Raw genomic sequence first — 20,536 nt, 5'->3', positions numbered from 1 at the left:
AGACATGCTGTTTTTGCTTCAACTTGTGATGGGCATTTTACTCATAATATCGATGATCGGTTATATGCAGTTTGTCCGTAAGGTGATGTCCATCCGGTGGGAGTTCATTCCGATATTTGTGTTCTCGGCTATCGCCTGTATCGTCTATTTTGCCGGACTAGCAGGGCAGCTCTTCACGGGCAGCATTGTTGTGCTAGTCACAGGCTTATTGTTGTTTAGAGGCAGAGTGATACAAGCTTTGTACCAGAGTAAACGGGGCTCATGGTCATTATCATTTTCGTTATTTCAATTGAGTTTTTTGAGCGGGGTTTTCATATTTTTGCTCATTTTGTTCCACACGGAGCTTACTCACTACGATAATTTCTCACATTGGGCGATTGTGGTGAAGGAGATGCTCAGTACCAATGCGTTTCCAACACCGAATTCGGACCTGATTGAGTTTAAGAATTACCCGCTCGGCACGTCGTCGTTTATATACTACATCTGCCGATTTATGGGACATGCCCAGCCAATTATGTTACTGGCGCAGGGGTTGCTGATCTTTTCATGTTTCTACGCCATGTTCGGCATCGTGTCAGAGAAAAAACGTTTCCTATTATATGCTTTTCTCGGGTTAGGTTTATCGACCTTATCCTTCTTCAACCTGACGATTCGTATCACCAACCTGCTAGTAGACTTCCTGCTTCCAATCTTTGCACTTGCGATTGTGGCGGTGATATACCAGTATCGTCATGATCTTAAGCGAGCTTGCATCATTATTCTGCCTCTGGCGGGTCTGCTGACGGTGATCAAAAGTACAGGAATCATCTTTGCTGCCGTGGGCCTGATCTTTCTCGTATATGTCTGGCTTACGAATAAGCAACGTGCGAACTGGAAGATTGGGCTCGCTGTACTCGGTACGATTGCAGGGGCATTATTGCCGTATTTCAGTTGGAGCTTGCGTATGGCAACGGTATTCCACGGTGTGAATAACAAGTTCGAGGGAGCAGCTGCGGCCCTAAAGCCGGGTAAAACAGCTGAGCAAAAGTGGGACATCCTGGTGCTCTTCTTGAAGTCTAGCGTGGATATTACATCCAGACCTGTGCTGGGCATTGTTATTTTTGAAGTTGTTGCGATCGCGGCTTCAATTGTAGCCTATGTGGTGCTCAAGAAGAAGTGGAACCTGTGGAAAGTGCTGATTGCACTGAATGTGGTCGTGGTACTGTACTATGCCGGAATTCTGGCACTGTATCTGTTCTCCATGCCTGTGGATGAGGCTGTTCGACTGGCTGGGTTCGAGCGTTATGCATCAAGTATCGTGGTGTTGTTCGCTGGTGGACTGGTGCTTTGTGCAGCCGTTGATATTGAGCGAACGTTCCATTACCGCATTGGTGAGGTTCCTGATTATCAATCATTCAAGACGGTACAGACGAAGAGGCATTATCAACAGGGAATCATCGCGTGTATGGCACTCGCGGCAACAACTCTCTTGTCCGAATATAACGGGATGATCTCGATCAACAAAACGTACGACAAAACCCTTCCCTACGAAGTTCATGCGGTGACAGGGGATCGGTGGTATACGGGCGGCAAAGAGGATCGAAGCAAGTATCTGTTTTACGGCTCTGACCGAGATCAACAGGTCACCAGTTATTACATGCAATACGTGGGTAGATACTTCTTATATGCTCCCAATGTGGACGGTATTGTGCTGTTCTACGAGGATAATATGGACAATCTGCTAAGTAACTACGACTACCTTGTGGTGATTGAGACAGATCTTAACGCGAAAATGTTACTGAAAAAACACTACGGCATTGATATGCAAAAAGGGGTCTATAAGATCACTCGATCCGGCGATAAAATTATGCTGACGTTGCAGTAGCAACAAGAACGAATTAAACAAAAGCTCCACTCCCATGAAACCGGGGAGTGGAGCTTTTTAATATGCAGTGAGCGGAACGACTAGTTAGGTAGCCTTACCCTCGGGTTTAAGCTTTCGCATAAAAGCTTCAATATTATCGATTAGCAGCTTGTTGTTTGGCGAATCGGTCCGGGTAATGATCTCTTTCACCGCATGGACAAATGAGCTTAGGTTGGTCGTGTCAGCCTTTTCAAATCGGTTCGGGATGGGCATGTTATCAGCAGAACGGGCCGCATCCTCACGGTATTCTTTGATCCATGCCTGATTCGTGGAGGCCTGTTTCGCAAAGTTCTGTAGAATGCTGCTCCAGTCCTTGTTGTTTACGATGGCGTCTTGCAACTTATCATAGGTCTGAGGCTGGAATTTACGCATCATATAATTAAGATCCACGTAATCCTCTGGTGCACCAACCGGCCGTTGTGGTGGTGTATCATACTGAACTTGCTTCGTTTCAGGGTTGATCGTTCTGGTTGTGGAGATTGCTCCAATCTGACGGAACGTATTCATGAACTCGGTGGCCTGATCGCCTTTCATGTAGTTGTCCGCTATGTATTGTGCTTGAGTTAGACCCAGTTCGAGTAAAGCGGATCGATCGTCCTTATCTGTTACATCCGTAATCAGGTTAGATTGAATAATGCCATAGACCGTTCCTTTAACCTCAGAAGATTGGCCCTTGAGCAGGCGTTCCAGTGACTCGTTGATCTGAACGGTGCCGAAGTAAACGGCTGAATGGTTCACGACATCCGAGGAGGCAAGCTGTCTGGAAGCGTTACTGATCTCCACGGTATCTATGTCATGAGACAAATCGAACTTCCCCGTAATCATCGTTGGTTGATTTGATGGATTCGCTTGTCCTGTGCGTTGTTGTGAATGAGTGTAGGCATTGAGGTCAAACGGCGTTGTGCTTGAAACCTTCATTCGTAAACACCCCTATTCGTCAAAAATAAATGCTCTAGTTTCCATCTCAGACATGTCTCTTTATGTTATCGGAATAATATTCCATATTTTTAATATAAATGGACAAAAAAAGAGCAACGAACGGTTATCTTTCACCACTCGTTGCTCTCCTTGATTCAATCAACCGCCATAAATACTGTAGGCGAAGTGATACACAATATCGGTCGTATTCACACTTGGGCGACTTGTCACTCTAGCCACCACAGCACAAAGATCATAATAATGTGTGAAGCTTATGGCTCCTGGCAAGTACTGACTGAGGCTACCGGCGGAAGGAGGCAGGGACAACGTTGCTGTGAACTGCCCACTGCTGTTGGTCATAACTTTGGCACTGCGATAACGATTGTTGCTGCTTTCAGACCAGGCATCATTCGCCCAGATGACCTCGACTTCCGTATTAGCAACGGCATAGTTATCGGAAGTAGCCGCAACCCCTGTCACCGTGAAGCTTGATCCTGTGATTCGGTAGTAGCGTCCATAGGCGTAAGAAGGATAATCATTGGGGCCGCCGTTTGAGTTGTAGCCCGTAATGACAATTTTGTCTGCACGTAATACAGGCTGCAAATGCAGTGAATAGTTGGTGTCCGAATAAGTGTTGGTGGTATACACCTTCAAATAATAAGTGCCTGTACCTAACGATACATTACCGTTCGTGGTCGGCATCAAGGCCATTCGATTGTTACTTAAAGCCCCGTACAATTCAGCTTTGTAACCATTCGCCGTTGAAGCCTGGTCCAGCGTGATGCGCATCGCATCATAGTTTCTGCTCTCAGGAACGGTGATTTTGTACCAATCCTGATCAATCTCCGAATTCAATGAACGGGTTGCGAGTGTAGAGCCGCCAACAGCAACGGTAAGCGGATAGGCACGTAGCGCGTTCTCGTCCGTCTCGAAGGCATCATATGTCGAGCTTGTGGAGACCGTCAGGGTAAACGGCTCATTAATGCTGGCACCAACCTTGCCGTAGGCTTCAATTAAGTAGGCTTTGGCGCCGGAAGTGATATTTTTCGTGCCTACATTTTCAGATAAGGTTCTGAACCCGTTCCCGTAATTGTTCAAATATGTCCCGTAGATGGAGTAATCAATAGGATTCGGATTCACTTCCCCGGTGGACATATCGAATTCATAGAGATATAGATCGTAATCAAGCTGCGCAGATGCGGGGGTATCCATCTGTACTTGCAGAATGTGCCCCGGCTGTACATAGATCGGGTATAAATAGCTGGAGGTGCCTTGCTCCTGGATGTAGCCAGTGTATGTAGTGGTCTCAGCTGCAGCTGTTGTGTTATCTGTATCCTCCGATTGCGGAGTAGCCAGTAGACTTTGTTGCTTATGTGTTTTGGAAGTGACAGAAGTTTCATTCAGGTTGACCGTTTCCTTGAGCTGATGTTCCTTCAATGGAGCGGAATCCAACTCGGTGGGAGCCTCGGTCAGCTCAGTGATGATCTCAGTGTCTGGCTGTATGACCTGTTCCGTAATGCGTGCCTCAGGCGAATTTTCTCCCTCAGGATCATTGTTAGCAGAAGCGCTGAAACTAAAAGCAAAGGTAAGAACTAAATTCATGACGATAAGCATGGAGAGTGTCTTTTTCAAAGTGTAAACTCCTCTCTTCTTATAATTTTTTGCTGCAATTCTATAATATACCAAATGTATGTATTTGTTAAGTGATGAATATCATGGTACAGTTGGTCGATTCATCGACAAACATGGGTTTCTATGATAGGCTGGAAGCATCCCAAGGGCATTCTACTTTTCCAAGTAGAGTGCCTTGCTGTATATTATGGGAGTTTACATTTAATGGTTATAAAATGAGGCCGTGTGGAGGTGGTGATGCTATGTTTCTCTCTTTAGCCCCCGTAGGGGAATGTTGGATGATGGTAAGTGAACGTGTACAGAAAATCATAGAATACAGAGGAGCGAACATAGCATGACTACTCTTATACAAGCGGAAACTCGTATCAAATTAAAGCCGTCCAGACTTCAGAATTTGCGCCAATCTGGCCGCCTGCCAGGTATTGTTTTTGGCAAAAACACAGAAAATGAAATGATTCATATCCCGTCGGTACCATTTCAAAAATGGTTGAACCAAGGTGCGTCCGGATTCATCGAACTGCAATTCGAAGAAAAACCTTCACTTACCGTATTGCTGGAAGATCTGCAGCGTGATCCGGTTACACGAGATTTGATTCACGTCGATTTTCAGCAGGTACAGAACGATGAGGTGCTACGTACCAAAATCCCGGTCAAGTTCAACGGAACCCCAGAGGATGCGAAGTACGGCGGGGTTGTGCAGATTCAGTTAGCTACTATTGAAGTGGAGGCTCTACCTCGTCATTTGCCAACCGTGGTCGAGTTTGATATTAGTGCAATGAAAATTGGTCAAACCCTACATGTTGAGGATGCCGAGTTCGCGCCGGAAGTAACGGTGATCTCAGAGGGCAACGAATCACTTCTCTCTGTGATTAAACCTTAATAGGTAAATACTTGCGTAATCGGGGTTATTCTTTAATTACGAGTACATTTTTTTAAATAGAATGTGCTGTAAATATACAGTTGCATTAATCGAAATAAGCTGTATGGGCTAAATGTCCATGCAGCTTATTTTGGTATGACTAAAATAAAATATTTCTCATCCATGGAAGGTGATACAGGAAATAAGCTACAATACTATATATAGAAATTCACGAACAAGGTGGTGAATAGATGAAGGAATTGCATAGTCCAATGAACCGGAAGACCTATTATATATCGATGTTTCTAATGATCCTTCTAATGGTAGCCGGTTTAGCCGTATCTACCGCAGAGCTTCAGGGTATGACCATCGGATATGTCATTCATTTGTTATGTGTTGTGACGATACCTGTATGTCTGCTCATTTACCCCAGATATGAGACATTTGCATTTCGATTGAGCATTATTTTACTTGGGTTTGTCTATTTCTACACGCTAGCTTTGATCTATCCTCAGACGTGGACAACTTACATTATGATCTGTTTGCTTCCAGCACTCGCGATCTTGTTCTATGATTTCAAGTTGTTTTATATTTCGCTCAGCTTGAATACAGTCATGCTGGTGATTGTAACGACGTATATTCACAAGCAAGATAATTTGTATAAATATATACATATAGATCTGGCCGGAAATCTGATTAATATCATTGCGAGTCAACTGCTCCTGTTTCTCATTTTCTATTTAACTTTTGATCGGATCCGCAAACAGGAACTATATTTGGAACAGGTACAACAATCCGAACGTCTCCAAATGGTTGCACATCTAACGGCAGCGGTTGCGCACGAAATTCGTAATCCGGTAACGGTGGTTCGGGGATTCCTGCAGTTGTATCAACAAAATCCGGCCTTCGATGCTGCCGATCGATCCAAGTTCGCGCTGATGATCGATGAGCTGAATACGGTGGAACAGGTGACCTCCCAATTTTTATCCATTGCCAAACCAAACCGAGAGATATTGGTTGATGAGAAAGTACATGTGCAAGAGCTACTTGAGGGGGTAGCTAGCCTACTGGGCTCCTACGCCATGTTGTCCAATAAACATATCGATATCGAGATTGAAGAGGACTGCACGATCTTCATGAATGCCGTTGAGTTTAAGCAGGTGATCATTAATCTGATCAAGAACGCTCTGGAAGCCTCGGATACGGGAGCCATGGTTCATGTAACAGCAAGACTTGTGAAGCAGAAGGTGGAGATCAAAATTGTGGATCAGGGGTGTGGGATGACGGAGGAGGAAGTTAAAGCTTTGGGTACCCCGTTTTACTCGCTGAAAACGAATGGTACGGGACTCGGGCTGATGATCTGCTTCAACATCGTGGAGAAGGTTAACGGAACGATCAAGTATGTGAGTGAGAAGGGCGTGGGTACGACGGTGATTCTGACGTTTCCGGCAACAGACCGCGGCTGAAGGGCACGGAGATTGGCAGATTCCTTGTTAAGAGGAGTAAATAAAAGAAGAGTATAAGAATAAGTATAAAATAGCTCTAAAAAGTGAGTTAAGAAAGGCTGCCGAACGACAGCCTTTTTCCTGTTCTTATTCTTTATTCAACTCTGACCTCAGGAAAACGAAGGATAGCGCTCACCTGCTGCGAACCCTTTGGGCGAGATGTGTTCGATCTCGGCCAATTCTTCCGGTGTGATCGTGACCTGCAATGCACCAAGGTTCTCCTGCAACCGCTCTAGACGTTTCGTACCGGGTATAGGTACGATTTGCTCCCCCTGCGCCAGCAGCCAGGCTAGAGCCAGTTGAGGTGTAGTACAGCCTTTTCGTGCGGCAAGCTGCTCAATCAGCCGAACGACCTCCAGATTTTTATTGAAATTATCTCCTTGGAAACGAGGGAAGAAGCGGCGGTAATCATCCGCAGGCAGATCATCAAACGTCCGAATCTGTCCAGTCAGGAATCCGCGTCCCAAGGGACTATAGGGTACAAAACCGATACCCAGTTCATCCAGCACAGGCAGCACCCCATCCTCTACTTCGCGGCTCCAGAGCGAGTATTCTGTTTCTACCGCCGTGATGGGGTGAATGGCATGTGCCCGCCGGATCTGATCCGCCGTTGCTTCCGAGAGACCGAGAAAGCGGACTTTACCTTCCTGCACAAGTTGAGCCATAGCGCCGACAGTCTCTTCAATGGGGACGTCCGGGTCAACGCGATGCTGATAGTACAGGTCGATGTAATCGGTGCCCAGTTGAAGCAGGCTGGAATCGATTGATTTTTTGACATACGCCGGGTGTCCGAGTACCTTCATGTTTGGAGATACAATGCCGAATTTGGTCGCCAGAATGGCTTGATCACGACGGCCTTTCAGAGCTCGACCAACCAGCTGCTCGTTACCTCCGAACAGTCCTTGTTGCATGAAATGTTCCCCATATATATCAGCTGTGTCGAACAAGGTAACTCCGTGATCCAGTGCACCATGAATCGTACGTATAGAATCCTCGTTGTCAGGCATCATCATGGTACCAAGTCCCAGTGCGGATACCTCAAGTCCAAGTGAACCTAACTTTCTTTTCACCACTCCATTATTATTAAACTCCATCCGATCATCCCTCTTTTCCGCAAATTAAAGAATATAGTACCTTCATCGTTATGCTTAAGGCATGATTCCATTCTAATTCGCAGTTACTACCCCAACCACAGCATGCTAATGCTAGTAACGGCAGTACCAGGATGGCATGAATCTGGTTGTCTTGTATAGGACTACGGTGGTAAATGAAGTGTAGATCATACGATTTGTGAAAGAAGAGGGGCAAGCGCTGTTTAAGATTCCTGTTCCTTGACTGGAGAATAGATGCACAGATGCAGATCCGGGTGATCCAGCGTGAAGGATAACGAATTAATGTCATATGCGATAGCTTGTTCTTGGTCGGGCAGTTGGTAGTAAACGCGCGTAACCCTCTTTGCCTCTACGTGGTGCAGCTCCCATAACGATGCAAATTCAGAACTTTCTTTGGAAAGATCATCTACAAACTTGGGAAACCACGGATCATGTGTATATCTATCATAAGAGGTACGGAATATGGCAACGGAATGTGCCGCCATCTCCTCCCAATTGATAAGGCGAGCGCGCATTTCCGGATCTGTAAATAGGCTAAACATCATGTTCCGTTGTTCTGGAGCACGTGAAGTGTAGTCCAATACGTATTTGTCGACAGATGTGTTCCAGGCAAGCAACTCAGCACGATCATTCGTGATGAACGCAGGAAACGCCATCTGATTCACAATATCCCGCCAAGGTTGAGTGATCTCCGAGGTAATTGGCGGGGCCATTTCAGGTTCATTGCCATTCCATAGGCCGAGCAGATGGGTGTGCTCATCGGGAGACAATTGAAGTGCCCGGCCGATACTCTCGATAACTTCTCGGGAGACGGCGACCTCTCGCCCCTGTTCCAGAAACGTATAATAGGTTGCGCTAACCCCTGCCAGTATGGCAACCTCTTCTCGGCGTAACCCAGGTGTCCGGCGTTGACCATGAGTCTTGGCGAGCCCTGCTTGCTCCGGTTGAAGCCGTGCGCGCCGTGATTTCAGATAATCTCCCAACGTTTTGGCACGCATGCTGTTCAAGTCCACAGGTGACAGATGTGCTGGTTGCGATAGGCCGTTCGTTTCAACCATGACGAGATCACCTCCTGAACTCTTTTTATCCCAAATTGTATTGCTCATGTAAACTTAAAAAAACGTAAATCGTATGGAACTCTACGCCATCCGTACGATATATATTACTCCGTGCCCCATCTAGTATATCACTTGCTACTGGCTCGCGTTGCAAGCATGAGAATACTTACTCAATCTCCATCTCTTTCACTGTTTCTCCCTCCACCAGTTCAGGCTGATAGTAGGTTTGAGTAGGGAGGTCTTTCTTCCCCTGAAGCTTGCGGATAACCCAATCGGCAGCATCACGCCCCATCTGCTCTTGGGGATGAGTGAGTGTGGTCAGCCTGATGTTTGCATTTTTGGCGATGTACGAATTGTCCTGACCAATAATGGACAGCTCATCCGGGATCGAAATACCGAGCTGGCGGCAAGCGTGTACCACTTCCAGCCCAACTTCATCGTTGTAACAAACAATCGCGGTGAGTGCTTCCCGATTTTCTTGCAGATATGCTGTCACGTTTGCGGACAGATCTGTTTTTGATGCGGTATCAAACGAGAGCACATGCTCGGGGTGGAACCTCAGTTTTGCTTCCCCTAGTGCCTTGATGTATCCCTTCATCCGGTACTTGCCCTGCAGATCATCCATTTTGGCAATAATCCCGATCTGGGTGTGGCCTTTGGAGATTAATTCCTTAGTGGCGAGATAACTGGACTGTACATCATCCAGACAGAAAAAGGGCACCTCTAACTCCTCATAAAATGCATTGATCATCGCAAACGGCACATCCTGCTCCTTAAAAGACAGATAGTACGCAATATTCGGGTTGTACAGATTGCTTTTCGTCGGTTCAACAATCAGACCATCTACGCCGTAAGATAACATCATCTCAAGTGCCTTTTTCTCTTGTGCTACATCATTATTCGTACTGGCGAGCAGTAGCGAGTAGTTGTCCTCATTCAGACGACGCTCGATACCGCGAATAATGGAAGGGAAAATATAGTCCGAGATATAGGTGGTAATGACCCCGATCGTCTTCTTGGAAGTGTTGCCACCTGCTCGCGATCGGTACTGATTGCTGACATAGGTGCCAGAACCCTTTTCGCTGCGTAAAAAACCTTCGTTAGACAACTCCAAAATGGCCTTACGAACGGTCTGACGGCTCACGTTATAACTCTCCTGCAAGGCTGATTCAGTAGGAATCTGCTCGCCGATGCTGTAAGTCCCAGACAGGATATGGCTCTTTATATCATCAATAATGACTTGGTATTTAGGTTTCAATTCGTCCACTTCTTTCGTTGTAACGTCTATATTATATCAATATGGCTCAAGTTGTACGTACATATTCTAGCATGATTCACTTTACTTGCAAGAGAAACCGTACATTTTTATAAATGTTACGTACAACTGGCTACGATGTTGTCGAATTAAACCTTGAATTTCTACAGGGGAAATAAATTAAAATTCGTTGATGTAATTGAGTATTTTGCAAAAAAAGTCCTTTGTGAGTATAACTTCGTTATCTCATTGACAAATGTACGTACAAAAAATATACTAAGGCTGTCAGTACAGGAAAGCGCATTCTTGGAATGCTGAAATAGATTATAGCCACGAACGTAGGTGGTGGATTGCACCTTACGAGGGTGCAGTTGGAATAGATGCCATTCCACGGACGTAGATGGCGAGCAGAGAGGGGATATGCGGAAGTGACGAGTCATGTGGATGTGAAAGAAGCTATTGCCAAGGGAGCAACCTCACTTGGGATTGAGCTTGGATCAACGCGCATTAAAGCGGTATTGATTGATGAGCATTTCGAGACGATTGCCTCTGGCAGTTATGAATGGGAGAACCTGCTGAAAGACGGCTATTGGACGTACAATCAGGAGGATATCATCACGGGTTTGCAGACAGCGTACCGCGAGTTGAAGCAGGATGTGCAGCAGAAGTATAGTGTACCGCTGACGACTGTAGGTTCAATCGGATTCTCTGCAATGATGCACGGATATATCGCGCTGGATCAGGCGGGGGAAATGCTCGTACCGTTCCGTACATGGCGTAACTCAACGACAGGTGCGGCTGCACGCGAGCTGACAGAATTGTTGCAATTCAACATCCCTGAACGTTGGAGCATTGCCCATCTGTATCAAGCGATTTTGAACGGAGAGCAACATGTGCCTCAGATTGATTACCTGACCACACTGGCAGGATATATCCACTGGTTGCTGACGGGCAATAAGGCGATTGGGATCGGCGATGCATCGGGTATGTTCCCGATTGACGAGACAACGCATAATTACCACCCGGCAATGATCAATCAGTTTAATGAGCATATTGCTGGCAAAGGTTATCCGTGGAAGGTTGAGGATTTGCTACCTAAAGTGTACCTCGCAGGTGAACATGCAGGTGCATTGACGGAAGCTGGAGCGAAGCTGCTTGATCCGTCAGGAGAACTGGCATCAGGAATTCCACTCTGTGCACCAGAAGGTGATGCGGGAACAGGTATGGTCGCGACGAACAGTGTGCGCAAACGGACAGGGAACATTTCCGTGGGCACGTCAGTCTTTGCGATGATCGTTCTGGAGAAGGAATTGTCCAGCGTGTATCCCGAGATTGACATGGTGACCACGCCAGACGGCAGTCCGGTTGGCATGGTGCATGCTAACAACTGCTCCAGTGATCTGAACGCATGGATCGGTTTGTTCCGCGAGTTCGCAGAGGCGATGGGCATCGAGGCCGATTCCGGCAAGCTGTTCAGCGTGTTGTTTAACAAGGCGCTTGAAGCCGACCCGGACGGGGGCGGATTGCTCAGCTACGGGTACTACTCTGGTGAAAATATTACAGGGCTGGAACAAGGTCGTCCGTTGTTCGTGCGCTCTCCAGAAAGCAAGTTTAACCTGGCGAATTTCATGCGCACACATCTGTTCAGCGCCTTTGGCGCGCTTAAGCTGGGTATGGACATCCTGACCGAGAAGGAGCAGGTGGCGATCGACAGCATTTTGGCACATGGTGGTCTGTTTAAGACACCTGTAGTTGGTCAGCGAATCGTCGCGGCGGCTATGAACGTTCCGGTATCGGTAATGTCTACCGCTGGTGAAGGCGGCGCGTGGGGTATGGCTTTGCTGGCTTCGTACCTGAAGGACAAAGGCGAGCAAGAAACGCTGGATGTTTTCCTGGAGCAAAAGGTGTTCAAGGATGTCGAAGGGGTCGAAGTGGCTCCGGAAGCTGCCGATGTGAAGGGATTTGAAGCATTTATCGAACGCTATCGGAGCGGACTTGCCATTGAGCACGCCGCTGTAGAGCATCTGGTAGAGAACGGAGGAAACTAAACATGTTAGAGCAACTGAAACAAGAGGTATTCGAGGCCAACCTGGAGCTTCCGAAGCACGGACTGGTGAAGTTCACTTGGGGCAATGTGAGCGCAATTGATCGGGAAAGCGGTCTGTTCGTTATTAAACCAAGCGGAGTCGATTATGAGAAAATGGAAGCCAGCGACATGGTTGTCGTCGATCTCGACGGTAACGTGGTGGAAGGGGAGATGAGACCTTCCTCGGACACCGCTACCCATGCCGTTTTATACAAACACTACAAGGAAATTGGTGGCATCGTGCATACGCACTCCACATGGGCAACGATCTGGGCGCAAGCCGGTCTGGACGTACCTGTCATGGGAACGACTCACGCGGATACGTTCTACGGAGCCGTGCCATGTGCACGTTTCCTGAACCAGGATGAGATTGATCGCGGATACGAAGCAGAGACGGGCCGTGTAATCATTGAGACGTTCGAACAACGCGGACTGGATGTAATGGCGATTCCGGCAGTGCTCCTGCATGGTCACGCACCGTTTACATGGGGTAAAGACGCCAAGTCAGCCGTGGTGAACAGCGTCGTGCTGGAGGAAGTGTGCAAAATGAACCTGTACGCCCGCCAGTTGAACAACTTTGCCAAAGAACTGCCGCAAGGTATTTTGGATAAACACTACCTGCGCAAACACGGCAAGGACGCATACTACGGCCAGAAATAATCTGGAACTGTAGAGGTTGGGACGCTGCAATCGGAGTGACCCGGTGTAACTACCCTGCCCAACCCGCAGTTAAATAGAACTTTTTTACACCACTAACGGAGCAGACAGAAGAAAGCTGTAGAAGCGGAGCGTTCACCTTTATCACCGGATTTCTCCTTATACATAAGGGATTCAAAGAAATCTGGGGATAACAGTGATCGAAAGATTATTCTGTCTGCGCAGTGTCCCGGTATAACTACCCTGCCCAACCCGAAGTTGAATAACCTTTTTACACCATTAACGGAGAGTGCAGAACCAATCTGAAGAAGCGAAGCGCTCGCGTTTATCATCGGATTTCCCCCTTAAAGAGGGGAATGGAAAGAAATCCGAGGATAACCAGCGATCGAAAGATGGTACTGCAATCGTAGTGACCCGGTGTAAACCCATCTTATCCAACTATAAACTAACGAAATGAGGATGATTCCATGTCAGCAACAGCAGCAAAAGAGTTTTGGTTCGTTGTCGGTTCACAACATTTGTACGGTGAAGAAGCACTCGGTGAAGTTAAAGCAAACGCACAGAAAATTACAGATGCCCTTAACGCTAGCGGCGTACTTCCTTACCCGCTTGTATTGCAAGATCTGGCTGTAACCGCAGATAAAATCACCAGCATCATGAAAGAAGTAAACTACCGCGACGAAGTAGCGGGTGTAATCACTTGGATGCATACTTTCTCTCCAGCGAAAATGTGGATTCGCGGTACGAAATTGCTGCAAAAGCCATTGCTTCACCTCGCAACGCAATATAACGAGAGCATTCCATGGGCAACCATCGACATGGACTTCATGAACCTGAACCAAGCGGCACACGGCGACCGTGAATATGGCTTCATTAATGCCCGTCTGAGAAAACAAAATAAAATTGTTGTGGGTTACTGGGAGCGTCCGGAAGTGCAACAGCAGGTTGCAGACTGGATGGACGTAGCGGTGGCATACAACGAAAGCTTTAACATCAAAGTTGCTCGTTTCGGCGATAACATGCGTAACGTAGGGGTAACAGAAGGGGATAAAGTCGAAGCTCAAATCCAGTTTGGCTGGACTGTAGACTACTACGGCATCGGCGACCTTGTTGAGTACGTGAACGCTGTAACTGAGCAAGAGATTGATGAATTGATCACACAATATGCGGACCTGTATGAATTCGATTATGGCACTAACAGCAAAGAAGCATGGGAAGCTAGTGTACGTGTGCAAGCAAGCTATGAAATTGCGATCAAAAAGTTCCTGGATAACGGCGGTTACACGGCCTTCACAACGAACTTCGAAGACCTGCACGGCATGAAGCAACTTCCGGGTCTGGCAGTACAACGCCTGATGGCTCAAGGCTACGGATTTGCGGGTGAAGGGGATTGGAAAACAGCGGCGCTGGATCGTTTGCTGAAAATCATGGCGCATAACGAAAACACAGGCTTCATGGAAGATTACACGTATGAAATGGCAGCCGGCCAAGAAGCGATTCTTCAATCTCACATGCTTGAAGTTGACCCGACACTTGCTAGCACAAAACCAAGAATCATCGTGTCTCCACTGGGGATTGGCGATCGCGAAGATCCGGCTCGTCTCGTCTTTGACGGCAAAGCTGGCGAAGGTGTCGTCGTATCCATGGCAGACTTCGGTACACACTACAAATTGCTGATCAATGAAGTATCTGCCTTCGAACCAACGGTTCCTGCACCAAATTTGCCAGTCGCTCGTGTATTGTGGACAGTAAAACCGAACTTCCAAGACGGCGTTAAAGCTTGGATTGAGAACGGTGGCGGACACCACACGGTGGTATCCTTGAACCTGACGACAGATCAGATCGTAACGTATGCGAAGCTGGTGAATCTGGAGTACGTGATTATTAAATAATCATACTGACAAACATGGAATTATATATGGTATATATCGTTCTAGAATAATCACTAAGGTCTTTAATCCACGCCTTGATTCCAATTCCAAAGGATAAATCTCGGTTGTACTCTGCTCATACCTGAAGTATGATCAGAGTATCAGAGATCAAATTCATAAGCGTATTCAACGTTAAAGCGAGCATCTGCTTGCCGTATAAAAGTGTAATTACAGAGGCCGAGAACCTATCTCGGCTCTTTGTTTTATTTTTCGATACATCACATCGATTCCTAAGGAGGTTATTCCAAGATGACACATACATACGAAAGTCTTATCGCGCAGCTAGAGGAATTAGGCATAGATCGTCACGGCACGTTGCTGATGCATTCTTCGATGAAGAGTATGGGGGAGGTGGAAGGCGGAGCAGATACCGTACTGGATGCGCTGAGTGATTATATGAAGGATGGGTTGCTCGTTTTGCCTACGCATACGTGGTCTACCATTAACAAAAGCAATCCATTGTTCCACGTGGAAACGTCTTCCTGTTGTGTAGGTATTCTGCCTGAGTTGTTCCGTAAACGTCCTAACGTTATCCGTTCTTGGCATCCTACACACTCTGTAGCGGCATTAGGGAAGGACGCACGGGCGTTCACACAGGACGATCATCTCTTCGATACGCCATGTGCACGAGGTTCTGCATGGGGCAAGCTACTTGATCGCCAAGCGACAATTCTGCTGGTGGGGGTGGATTTGAAACGAAACACGTTTATTCATGGAATCGAGGAGTGGGTGGACATTCCGGGCAGAATGACCGATGAACATGAGATGCTGTATACCGTATTGCCAGATGGAACTAAAATTTCCGTGCCTTCACGCAGACATTGCGGACTATCTTGGTCAGAGCACTTCTGGAAGGTGGATGAGGTGCTGGTTCAAGCAGGAGCGATGCACAAAGGAAGTTTTGGGGATGCTGTCGCAAGTGTCTGTGATGCTGAGAGAACAACCGAGGTGCTTACGGAGATGCTGAAGGAAAACCCGGATCTGTTCTCGGACAATGAGCCGTTGGCAGATTTGAAGTAAGTGGAATTGAAGCGTCGATATCAGGAACGAAAAGGGAGTCTGATTTTTATGGGAAGTAAACGGTCCTCTAATGAATTGGATGGAAACAACGGACTAACTGAGGCAAGACACGAGCTTCAACTTCGTTTAATCGTTGCGGAGAAGCAGATTGCTGCTAAAGAACCTTTGATGGATCATGAGCTAGTCATGAATAGATTGAAAAGAAAAATAGAAATAGCACGGACGTAGGAGAGTTACCAGTAGTGAAGCTTTTTTTTTAATAAAATAGATTACGTATTCCGTTACGGGCTGGATGACGCTCAGTTGCAAGCTGGGCGTTTTTTTGACGTGGAGTCTTCAAATAAAACGTTCACAAAAGTGCAAAAAATGAATACGATTTCAATCAGAGGTTGGGCAGACTTCCAGTGAATGGGCTACTCAGCGTATCAGGGGTGTGGTACGATATGGGTAATTTAACCAGAACAAATTCAAAGCCTAGCAGATGTATCTCATATAGTTGTTTGTAGAATGATCCGAAGAAAAATCAAAGTTCAACGTTTGGTAACGTATCAGAATTCCGCTGATAACTATGGAACAGTGTCACTTCCAAGAAGGAGAAGATTTGTGAACCCATTAGTGTGGTATGATCTTTCGTTATTCGTGCTATTGTTTGGTGTGGGCGTGTATGTGTTTGCTACCGTTAGAATTACCAATTTACATAAGGTGTATTTTTTGTTTCACGGTTTGATGATGATGTGGCCTTTCTGTCAATTTGCGAGTACGCTCACCGATGATCCGGGCCTGCAATTATTCTATGTTTTGTTGTCCTTTGTAGCGGTGTCGCTGCTAGGGAGCGGGTGGCTGCTGCTGACGTTGTTTATTACCGGTTATGCGGAACGATTAAGCCAAAGGCGGCTGGTGTTGCTGTTTGTACCCGCTGTAATCGGAGCGATTGGGGTTGTTGCGAACCCTTGGCATGATTTTGTCATGCCTCTGGAGGGCGGTTATATCGAGCGTGCCTATGGCCCGTGGTTCTGGGTGGTCATGTTCATTTTGGTGAGCTATTTCGTGACTTCCCTCGTCATTATGTTTCGGGCTGTATTCTCGTCCAAGACCCCCGCGATGATTCAAAAGCAGGTCAAAATCACCCTTTGGGGTATTTTTGTGCTAGCCATGTTTGCAACGCTGGATGCGGTCCTCAATGTGCTACTGAGCCGTTGGTTGCCGATTATTCCGGGTCTGACCTCACTGGGTATTTTCCTGTCCGACCTGTTCTTCGTGTATGTAATCAAAAGGTACAACGTGTTCAATCTGGTCTCCATCGCCCATGAGGACGTCATTAATACGATTCCGTATGGCATCCTGGTGCTGGATGAGAACGAAGTGATTGTGGAGGTGAACAAAGCCTCTCGTTTTTTCATAGAACAACATGTAGGGGATGCCTGGGACATGGAGGCATTTCTCGCTGGGGTGTCTGTGGAGGGGAATAGTCGGAAATTCCTGAACAAGTATCGTTTGAAAAAAATGGAGCTTTGCCAGATCGAAGTGATCGTAGAGAAAGACGGCCAGCTCTGCCACTATATTCTGCAATCTTCTCCGATTGTAGACTCGGCGCTTGCACCGCTAGGGCACCTGCTGACGTTCCAGGATGTCTCGCAGGAGCGCTTCTATGCGAAAACGATGAACCAGCAGTACAAGACGCTACAGGAGCGCAATGAGGCACTGGATCTGATTCGGCAGGAGTTGTCCGATGCCAACCGCAAGCTGGAAGAACTGGTGCTGACGGACAGTCTGACGCAGTGTTATAACCGCCGTTACCTGACGCAACATCTGAATCATGAAGTACTCACGAACCTTCAATATAAAATGCCGTTTTCCCTCATGCTACTAGATATCGACCACTTCAAAGCCATTAATGACCATTATGGTCATGTTGTTGGGGACGAAGTACTGGTGCGCACGGCAGAGGCGCTTCGGCAATCTGTGCGCAGTACCGATATTCTGACTCGCTATGGCGGAGAGGAATTCATGATCTACCTGCCGCATACCGAGCATGATCTAGCGATTGATATTGCAGAGCGTGTAAGACAGACCGTGGAATCCAACCGTATTTCATTGAATTATGGGATGGGGGAAATAGCAATTACCATTAGCGTCGGTATTCTATCTATTGATGATTTTGCATATGAGGACGAAGACGTGCCGGAAGATGGCGAACGCTATTTAATTCAGCTATTCGATGCAGTGGACAAGGCTCTGTATCAGGCGAAGCAAAAGGGCCGGAACCGGGTGGAGTATGGGGTGTTGGCGCGGGGTGTGGTGTGAATTTTATATATCTGAAAGATGTTGACGGAATTTATAGGCCCCGTAGAATTAGCGTAGGGCGCAATTCAAAAAGAATAAAGTGATGAGTATAGAGGCTTCGTATTTTATTGATCATAAGTAGCGATTTATATAGAGAATGGAAGAAAAATGATAAAAGAGGGGTTATATTAAGATGATACTAGGAGTATTTATCAATGGATTTAAATCTTACGCTCAGACAGCCTATATTCATCTAAGTAAGAGTGATCTATACAAGTTTACTACTATTGTTGGTAAAAACGGGACTGGTAAAAGTGCGATACTCGAAGCTTTAAATTTCTTTTTTAAACAAGGAAGTTGGAATATTAATAGAAGTAGCAAAAACAAAGAAGATTTATTTATATCACCGGTCTTCCTCATCGAAAAAAGTTCCTTAGAAAAATGGCTAGAAAGCTCCGATTTCAAATCAAAGGTTGGGGATATAAAGTCTGGTTTAGAACAGGTAAGCAAGTATCTATGGGATGAAGCTAACGATACATTCAAAGGTGCTACCAGAAGAGCTCACATTAAGGAATTTTTCAATCAATCTGAGATGATAAGGGCGAACTATATAGAAACCCATTATCTATTGGTAATAGGGAAAAACGTAGATGCAAAAAGTATAAGTAAACCTTTTTCTAATATCGATAAGAACCTAGGAACCATAACATTAGATCAAATAAATAATGTTATTGAGAACTATTACAATTATATATATATACCTGTTGAACAGCAGGCAAATTCAACACTTCGTATTGAAAATATGCAAATGCAGAAAATAATGAATCAGAATGTTATACTTAAGATTGAGCAGCTTCTTAAGGAGAAAATGAGTGTAGATGATAAATATCAATCGTTAATAGAACATATAAATGGACAATTATCTCATTTTATTGAAGATATCAATAAGGTAATTAAGACCGTAAATCCTGATTATGAGTTTAGAGCATTAAGAAATAAACGACGTAACTTAACACCTTCTGACATAGTAGATAATATTCTAGATGGTTACTTTTCAAAAAGAACATTAAAAAGCTCTCATAAGGAAATCGAAGATTTGAGTTCCGGAGAGCAACGGAGGGCACTAATAGATATAGTGTACGCATTTTTGACAAATAGAGGAAAGGAAGACGAGGCTAAAGGGAGGAATGTTATATTAGCTATTGATGAGCCAGAGGTATCACAAGACCTATCGCACTGTTTCGAACAATTTGAGAGACTGGAAAAACTCTCAAATATGTATGGAAATCAGGTTTTGGTTACAACCCATTGGTATGGTGTTCTACCAGTAATAGAGAATGGGACATTGTTGCATTTGGCTGAAACAGAGGAATCTAGTTATCACGGTAAGTTTTCGATTTTTGATTTTTATAATTATCTTGATAGTCAGGAGTATTTCCCTGATGAAATAAAATTGAAAAGTGTTTATGACTTAGCTGTTAGTCTCTCGGCATATATAAGGAAAGAATCTTCCAAACACTTGATTTTGTGCGAGGGAGGTACTGATAAAAGATATCTAGAGACATTAATAGATACTGACAAAGTAAGGATACTTCCAGTGGGGGGAGTCAATAACGTAAGAAACATTTACAATCTATTAGTAATGCCTTTAAAAATTGATAGAAGAGCTAATAGTATAAGAAAAGTTCTTTGTTTGACGGATACAGATCCTAGTATAACCAATAATTCCGATTTAGGAAAAGATCCCTCTGGAAAAATCCAGTTGAAGCGTTTGCAAATAAACCACAATAAAAATCGAGTTGATTTAATTAGTTTAGATAACTACAATCCGAGTACAGCATATACTGTTACTAGAATAGAAGATGTGTTGGACTCTAAAATATACAAGAAGGCAATCGGTATTATAATTGAGGAAAACAAACAAGAGTATGGTCATATACTATTTGATGACTATGAGCTAGTGGGAGATTCTAATTTTACTAATCTTCTAGGTGATTCCAAATTTTTGTTTTGTAAAACACTTAAATCATTAGAAGCAAAGAGTGAGTTTATTTCATTTGTTGAGTCAAAAAAAACTCAGATATCATTCAAGTATTTAGAAGAATTTAATAGAGCGGCGTTAATTGAACCCTTCACAGTTCCATCAGTCTTTATTAGCATAAATGATTTTTTTAGTGAGGATGTGATAAGAGCAACTCCTGAAGTACTAACAGAAATTTAAATAAGTGTACCTAACGACCTTCAAGATAGTGCTACCATGAATTCATATCATGATTGGCCTAATCTCGAAGGTTTTTTTATGAAATAAGAAAAATAA

General features: G+C 45.3%; 16 protein-coding genes. 10 read left to right on the top strand and 6 right to left on the bottom strand.

Annotation, left to right across the window (positions count from 1 at the left end; genetic code table 11):
• The first annotated feature begins 4 nt into the window (after positions 1-4).
• Positions 5-1,864 (top strand): hypothetical protein, encoded by a 1,860-nt coding sequence (locus tag H7T88_RS05895; protein ID WP_154985726.1) that lies wholly within the window; start codon positions 5-7, stop codon positions 1,862-1,864.
• An 84-nt stretch (positions 1,865-1,948) separates the two neighbouring features.
• Here the strand turns inward: H7T88_RS05895 and H7T88_RS05890 are convergent, their stop codons facing one another.
• Both H7T88_RS05890 and H7T88_RS05885 read right to left on the bottom strand, forming a co-directional pair.
• A complete protein-coding gene (locus H7T88_RS05890; RefSeq protein ID WP_221787635.1) occupies positions 1,949-2,821 on the bottom strand; it encodes a hypothetical protein in 873 nt (290 codons plus the stop codon).
• 159 nt (positions 2,822-2,980) lie between these two features.
• The gene (locus H7T88_RS05885; protein ID WP_154985724.1) at positions 2,981-4,453 is read right to left on the bottom strand and encodes a hypothetical protein; all 1,473 of its coding nucleotides are present in this window, start codon (positions 4,451-4,453) and stop codon (positions 2,981-2,983) included.
• 334 nt (positions 4,454-4,787) lie between these two features.
• Here H7T88_RS05885 and H7T88_RS05880 point away from each other — a divergent pair, with 334 nt between their 5' ends.
• Both H7T88_RS05880 and H7T88_RS05875 read left to right on the top strand, forming a co-directional pair.
• Positions 4,788-5,333 (top strand): 50S ribosomal protein L25, encoded by a 546-nt coding sequence (locus H7T88_RS05880; RefSeq protein ID WP_154985723.1) that lies wholly within the window; start codon positions 4,788-4,790, stop codon positions 5,331-5,333.
• A gap of 230 nt (positions 5,334-5,563) precedes the next feature.
• The gene (locus tag H7T88_RS05875) at positions 5,564-6,778 is read left to right on the top strand and encodes an ATP-binding protein (RefSeq protein ID WP_221787632.1); all 1,215 of its coding nucleotides are present in this window, start codon (positions 5,564-5,566) and stop codon (positions 6,776-6,778) included.
• Between the two features lie 149 nt (positions 6,779-6,927).
• Here the strand turns inward: H7T88_RS05875 and H7T88_RS05870 are convergent, their stop codons facing one another.
• From H7T88_RS05870 to H7T88_RS05860, 3 genes are all read right to left on the bottom strand, one after another.
• Positions 6,928-7,890: an aldo/keto reductase gene (locus H7T88_RS05870; RefSeq protein ID WP_154890317.1), complete on the bottom strand. Its 963-nt coding sequence runs from the start codon at positions 7,888-7,890 to the stop codon at positions 6,928-6,930.
• A gap of 242 nt (positions 7,891-8,132) precedes the next feature.
• Positions 8,133-8,987, bottom strand: coding sequence for a helix-turn-helix transcriptional regulator (locus tag H7T88_RS05865; protein WP_154889764.1), 855 nt, complete (start codon positions 8,985-8,987; stop codon positions 8,133-8,135).
• Positions 8,988-9,153: 166 nt separating this feature from the next.
• On the bottom strand, positions 9,154-10,245 hold the full coding sequence (locus H7T88_RS05860; protein ID WP_090923506.1) for a GntR family transcriptional regulator: 1,092 nt from the start codon (positions 10,243-10,245) through the stop codon (positions 9,154-9,156).
• Positions 10,246-10,622: 377 nt separating this feature from the next.
• Here H7T88_RS05860 and H7T88_RS05855 point away from each other — a divergent pair, with 377 nt between their 5' ends.
• Together H7T88_RS05855 and araD are read left to right on the top strand one after the other, a co-directional pair.
• Entirely contained in the window at positions 10,623-12,290 is a 1,668-nt protein-coding gene (locus H7T88_RS05855) for a xylulokinase (RefSeq protein ID WP_221787630.1), read from the top strand.
• A gap of 2 nt (positions 12,291-12,292) precedes the next feature.
• On the top strand, positions 12,293-12,988 hold the full coding sequence (gene araD, locus H7T88_RS05850) for an L-ribulose-5-phosphate 4-epimerase (RefSeq protein WP_221787628.1): 696 nt from the start codon (positions 12,293-12,295) through the stop codon (positions 12,986-12,988).
• Between the two features lie 92 nt (positions 12,989-13,080).
• Here araD and H7T88_RS05845 read toward each other — a convergent pair whose 3' ends face one another.
• Positions 13,081-13,317 (bottom strand): hypothetical protein, encoded by a 237-nt coding sequence (locus tag H7T88_RS05845; protein ID WP_221787626.1) that lies wholly within the window; start codon positions 13,315-13,317, stop codon positions 13,081-13,083.
• A gap of 135 nt (positions 13,318-13,452) precedes the next feature.
• Between H7T88_RS05845 and araA the strand changes: the two genes are divergently transcribed.
• From araA to H7T88_RS05820, 5 genes are all read left to right on the top strand, one after another.
• A complete protein-coding gene (araA, locus tag H7T88_RS05840) occupies positions 13,453-14,877 on the top strand; it encodes an L-arabinose isomerase (protein WP_154889766.1) in 1,425 nt (474 codons plus the stop codon).
• A gap of 288 nt (positions 14,878-15,165) precedes the next feature.
• Positions 15,166-15,936, top strand: a complete 771-nt coding sequence (locus tag H7T88_RS05835) for an AAC(3) family N-acetyltransferase (RefSeq protein ID WP_221787625.1) — start codon at positions 15,166-15,168, stop codon at positions 15,934-15,936.
• Between the two features lie 48 nt (positions 15,937-15,984).
• The gene (locus tag H7T88_RS05830; protein WP_221787623.1) at positions 15,985-16,164 is read left to right on the top strand and encodes a hypothetical protein; all 180 of its coding nucleotides are present in this window, start codon (positions 15,985-15,987) and stop codon (positions 16,162-16,164) included.
• 375 nt (positions 16,165-16,539) lie between these two features.
• A complete protein-coding gene (locus H7T88_RS05825; RefSeq protein WP_221787616.1) occupies positions 16,540-18,240 on the top strand; it encodes a histidine kinase N-terminal 7TM domain-containing diguanylate cyclase in 1,701 nt (566 codons plus the stop codon).
• Positions 18,241-18,412: 172 nt separating this feature from the next.
• Positions 18,413-20,440 carry an AAA family ATPase gene (locus H7T88_RS05820; protein WP_221787615.1) on the top strand — a complete coding sequence of 676 codons (2,028 nt, stop codon included), beginning with the start codon at positions 18,413-18,415 and terminating at the stop codon, positions 20,438-20,440.
• Positions 20,441-20,536 lie beyond the last annotated feature (96 nt).

Origin of the sequence: Paenibacillus cucumis (ex Kampfer et al. 2016) (assembly GCF_019748695.1) — a bacterium.
Taxonomy (GTDB): domain Bacteria; phylum Bacillota; class Bacilli; order Paenibacillales; family Paenibacillaceae; genus Paenibacillus; species Paenibacillus polysaccharolyticus.
Note: the sequence above shows the minus strand (reverse complement) of the source record. Positions and strands in the feature narration are given on the sequence as shown.